General features: G+C 67.3%; 7 protein-coding genes. 4 read left to right on the top strand and 3 right to left on the bottom strand.

From position 1 onward, the window contains the following. The 4 genes from AC1DVT_RS18015 to AC1DVT_RS18000 form a co-directional block, all read left to right on the top strand. Positions 1-655: ABC transporter ATP-binding protein (locus tag AC1DVT_RS18015; RefSeq protein ID WP_477390516.1), on the top strand; the 655-nt coding region annotated here is incomplete at its 5' end. 79 nt (positions 656-734) lie between these two features. Then, positions 735-1,904, top strand: a complete 1,170-nt coding sequence (locus tag AC1DVT_RS18010; RefSeq protein WP_477390514.1) for an ABC transporter substrate-binding protein — start codon at positions 735-737, stop codon at positions 1,902-1,904. A 60-nt stretch (positions 1,905-1,964) separates the two neighbouring features. Beyond that, positions 1,965-2,888: an ABC transporter permease gene (locus tag AC1DVT_RS18005; protein ID WP_477390512.1), complete on the top strand. Its 924-nt coding sequence runs from the start codon at positions 1,965-1,967 to the stop codon at positions 2,886-2,888. A 9-nt stretch (positions 2,889-2,897) separates the two neighbouring features. Next, on the top strand, positions 2,898-3,698 hold the full coding sequence (locus tag AC1DVT_RS18000) for an ABC transporter permease (RefSeq protein WP_457099626.1): 801 nt from the start codon (positions 2,898-2,900) through the stop codon (positions 3,696-3,698). Between the two features lie 70 nt (positions 3,699-3,768). On the opposite strand, the gene AC1DVT_RS17995 is transcribed toward AC1DVT_RS18000, so the two are convergent. From AC1DVT_RS17995 to AC1DVT_RS17985, 3 genes are all read right to left on the bottom strand, one after another. Next, positions 3,769-3,942 (bottom strand): CsbD family protein, encoded by a 174-nt coding sequence (locus tag AC1DVT_RS17995; RefSeq protein WP_457099625.1) that lies wholly within the window; start codon positions 3,940-3,942, stop codon positions 3,769-3,771. A 69-nt stretch (positions 3,943-4,011) separates the two neighbouring features. Further along, positions 4,012-4,170, bottom strand: a complete 159-nt coding sequence (locus tag AC1DVT_RS17990) for a hypothetical protein (RefSeq protein ID WP_457099624.1) — start codon at positions 4,168-4,170, stop codon at positions 4,012-4,014. Between the two features lie 92 nt (positions 4,171-4,262). Then, the coding region (locus AC1DVT_RS17985) for an FAD-dependent oxidoreductase (RefSeq protein WP_477390510.1) at positions 4,263-4,742 on the bottom strand (480 nt) is incomplete at its 5' end.

Raw genomic sequence — 4,742 nt, 5'->3', positions numbered from 1 at the left:
GCAGATGGCCGCGCGCAAGCCTTCGCAGCTGTCCGGCGGTCAGCGTCAGCGCGTCGCCCTCGCCCGCGCGACCGTCGTGCAGCCCAAGGTGCTGCTGCTGGACGAGCCGCTCGGCGCCCTCGACCTCAAGCTCCGCGAGCAGATGCAGGTGGAGCTCAAGCAGATCCAGCGCGACCTCGGCATCACGTTCATCTTCGTCACACACGACCAGGAGGAGGCGCTGACACTCTCCGATCGGGTTGCCGTCTTCCACGATGGCCGCATCGAGCAGCTCGGGACGCCGAGGGATCTCTACGAGCGGCCGGCGTCGCGCTTCGTGGCCGACTTCGTGGGGACCTCCAACCTGTTCGACCTCGATCGCTCCACCTCGCTGATCGGACGCGCGGGAGAGCACTCGATCCGCCCGGAGAAGCTGACGCTCGGCAGTCAGCCGGCGACCGGCGCGGGCGAGCGCTCGGCTCCGGGCACCCTCGTGGAATCGATCTACCTCGGCAGCGGCATCCGTCGTGTCATCGATCTCGACGCGGGTATGCGCGTGACGGTGCTCGAGCCCAACGACCGGGCTCGCGACGCCGACGAGGAGCGCGGCAATCGCGTGCACGTCACCTGGCACGACGCGGATGTCGTGCCGCTCGTCGTTCCGCCCGGCATGTGAGCCGGCACCGATCCGCGGGCCACGGCCCGGGAAGCACAGCACCACAGCACACCGAGAGAGGAAGCACACCATGATGCGAATGACACGCGGGGCGCGATATGCCGCGACCGCACTGGCGATCGGCTCGATCGCCATCCTGGCCGGCTGCGGCACGTCAGGCGGTGGCAGCGCAGCCCCGTCAGAGGAGGCCGACGAGCTCGGCGAGATGGAAGGTCAGGTCTCGATCATCGCCTGGCCCGGCTACGTCGAAGACGGCAGCAACGACCCCGCCGTCGACTGGGTGACCGGGTTCGAGGAGAAGACCGGATGCATGGTCACCTCGAAGTCGTACGGCACCTCGGACGAGGCGGTCAGCCTGATGAAGACCGGCGAGTACGATGTCGTGGCGGCCTCGGGCGACGCGACCCTCCGCCTCATCGCCGCGGGCGACGTCGCCCCGGTGAACACCGACCTCATCCCCAGCTACGCGGGCGTCTACGACTTCCTCAAGGAGCAGGCCTGGAACTCGGTCGACGGCCAGTCCTACGGCGTTCCGCACGGCTATGGCGCCAACCTCCTGATGTACAACACGGAGATCGTGACCCCGGCGCCGACGTCGTGGGAGGTCGTGTTCGAGGGAGCGGGTGACTACAGCGGCAACATCACCGCGTACGACTCGCCGATCTACATCGCCGATGCCGCGGTGTACCTCATGGCGCACCAGCCGGACCTCGGGATCGAGAACCCCTACGCGCTGGACGAGGAGCAGTTCCAGGCTGCGGTCGACCTGCTGAAGGCGCAGCGCCCGCACGTCGGCGAGTACTGGTCGGACTACCTCAAGGAGATCCAGGCCTTCCAGACCGGCGACTCGGTCGCCGGCACCACATGGCAGGTCATCCAGAACGTCCTCGCCGGCGAAGGCGCGACCACCGATGTGGTCCTGCCCGAAGAGGGCGCGACCGGCTGGTCGGACACGTGGATGATCGCATCGCAGGCGAAGAACCCCAACTGCGCTTACGCGTGGCTGGACTGGATCGCCAGCCCCGAGGTCAACGCTCAGGCGACCGCGTACTTCGGTGAGGCGCCGTCCAGCGACGCCGCCTGCGATTACCGCGACGACTGCGAGGCCTACCACGCCGGCGACGCGGAGTACGCGTCCCAGATCTGGTACTGGACCACGCCGATCGCCGACTGCGTCGACGGTCGCACCGACGTCGAGTGCGTCGACTACTCCAAGTGGACCGAAGCCTGGGCCGAGATCAAGGGCTGACGCCCGACCGACAGCCGGGGGCGGCTCCGCAGCCGCCCCCGGCTCACACCGAGGAAGACGATGACCGACTCGATCCACCTGTCCCCGCCGACGAGGGCGGTGCCGGTGCCGCGCGTGACGCCGAACCGGCGCGCGTCGGCGTGGCTGAGCACACACCCGCGCGCCCGACTCGGGCTGCTGTTGAGTGCGCCGCTGTTCTGGCTGGGCGTCGTGTACATCGTCGCGCTCGTGCTGCTGCTGATCACGGCGTTCTGGAAGGTCGACAGCTTCACCGGTGAGATCGTCACGGACTGGACGCTCGACAACATCATCACGGTGCTCACCGGCGCGCTCTACCAGACGGTGACCCTGCGCACCGTGGGCATCGCCCTGGCCGTGACGCTCATTGACGTCGTCGTCGCCCTGCCGATCGCCTTCTTCATGGCCAAAGTGGCCACGCCTCGCGTCCAGCGTCTGCTGGTGATCGCGGTGCTGATGCCACTGTGGGCGAGCTATCTCGTAAAGGCCTATGCGTGGCGGTCGGTGCTCTCTCAGGACGGCATCCTGGAGTGGGTTCTCGCGCCGTTCGGCCTGCATACGCCCGGGTACGGACTGACCGCGGCGATCATCACGCTGGCGTACCTGTGGCTGCCGTACGTGATCCTGCCCATCTACGCCGGACTCGAGCGTGTGCCCGATTCACTGCTCGAGGCATCCGCGGATCTCGGTGGCAGGAGCTGGCGCACGCTGGGTCTCGTAGTGCTCCCGCTGGCGATGCCCGCGATCATTGCGGGCACGATCTTCGCCTTCTCGCTGACACTCGGCGACTACATCACCGTGAACATCGTCGGCGGCACGACCCAGATGCTCGGCAACCTGGTCTACACGAACGTGGGTGCCGCGAACAACCTGCCGCTCGCGGCCGCGATCGCGCTCATCCCGATCGTCATCATCTTCGGCTACCTGGCCCTCGTGCGACGCACGGGCGCCCTGGACAATCTCTAGGAGACCCCGATGCGACTCGGAAAGTCCGCCCGCGTCACGCTCGGGATCGTCACGGTCCTGATCCTGGTGGTCGTCTACGTGCCGCTGTTCGTCGTGCTCGTGAACTCGTTCTCGACGTCGACGTCGCTCGCCTGGCCCCCGCCGGGCTTCACGCTCGAGTGGTGGGTCAAGACCTTCCAGTCCGCCGGCGCGGTCGGGGCAGTGCTCACAAGCGTTCAGATCGCGATCGTCGCGACGCTCATATCGATCGTGCTCGGCACACTTCTGTCACTCGCCCTGCAGCGGTTCGACTTCTTCGGCCGCAGCGCGGTGAACCTTCTCGTGATCCTGCCGATCGCACTCCCCGGCATCATCACGGGCATCGCGCTGAACAACTTCTTCCGTACGATCATGGGCATTCCGCTGTCGATCTGGACGGTGGTCATCGCGCACGCGACCTTCTGCATCGTCACGGTCTTCAACAATGCGATCGCGCGTCTGCGGCGCATGGGCATCAACCTCGAAGAGGCCTCCGCCGACCTCGGCGCGGGCGTCTGGACGACCTTCCGGCTGGTGACGTTCCCGCAGCTGCGGTCGGCGATCCTGGCCGGGTCGCTGCTCGCGTTCGCGCTGAGCTTCGACGAGATCATCGTGACGACCTTCACCGCGGGCTCGGGCGTGACGACGCTGCCGATCTTCATCCTCAACAACATGTTCCGGCCCAACCAGGCGCCGATCGTCTCGGTCATCGCCGTGGTGATGGTCGTCGTCTCGATCGTGCCCATCTACCTCGCGCAGCGACTGTCGGGGTCGGAGCAGACGAGGCGCTGAACTGCCCGAGCACCCTCCGGACGCACCGATGCCCCCCGCTTGACGGAGCGGGGGGCATCGGAACTGCAGGTCAGTTGTTGAAGACGTCCTTGACGTCGTCGCCGACCTTCTTCGCCTGGGCGTTGGCCTGGTCGACCTTGCCCTGGGCTTCGAGGCGCTCGTTGTCGGTCGCGTCGCCGATTTCTTCCTTGACCTTGCCGGTCGCCTTTTCGGCGGTGTGCTTGATGTCGTCTCCGATACCCATGTGCATCTCCTTTTCCTAGGGGTGGCGTATCGCCACCGGGTTATGGTCCCGCTCGTCTCGAGGCATCCGTCAGGTTCCGCGGCGGATATAGCGGAACAGCCAGGCGATGATCGCGACGACCACCAGGACGATTCCGATCCAGAGGAGGAACTTGGCTGCCTCGACGAAGAGGCCCAGCAGAAGCAGGACGACTCCGACGATGAGCAGGATGACTGCGAGTCCGGTCATGGTTCTAGCGTCGTCCGGATCAGGAAAACGGTCGATGGGGTTGACACGGCGCCGTCGAGTGGTCTTCAATCCGCCCGGCTATGCAGGTGGGATCAGTGGGCGGTGCGCACGCCGACCAGATCGTGCACGAGCACCGCGGCAGCGCGCGCACCCTGGCCGGCGGCGACGATGAGCTGCTGCGGACCCGGGGCCGCGGCATCCCCCGCCGCATACAGGCCGGGCACCGACGTGCGTCCGGAAGCGTCCACGACGAGGTGGCCGTCTCCATCGCGGTCTGCGTCGAATCCGGAGAGGAAGTCGAGTGCCGGATGCCAGAGCGGCCGGACGAATCCGCCGTCGATCGGCACCCGGGTGCCGTCCGTCAGGCGCACCGCCGACACCGCACCGCGATCGCCTTCGAGGTCGTCGATCGCTCGGCGCTCGACCATGATTCCGGATGCCGCGAGCTCGGCCTCCTCGGCCGCGTCGATGATGTCGGCGCCGTTGGTGAAGACCGTGAGCCGATCGGTCCACCGGGCGATGAGCCGGGCGCGCGCGGCGAGGTCGGGGGTCTCGCCGATCAGGGCGAGGGG

Source organism: Microbacterium sp. P2_F9, from assembly GCF_056403635.1.
The sequence above is the reverse complement of the archived record's forward strand: the minus strand, read 5'-3'. Positions and strand labels throughout refer to the sequence as shown.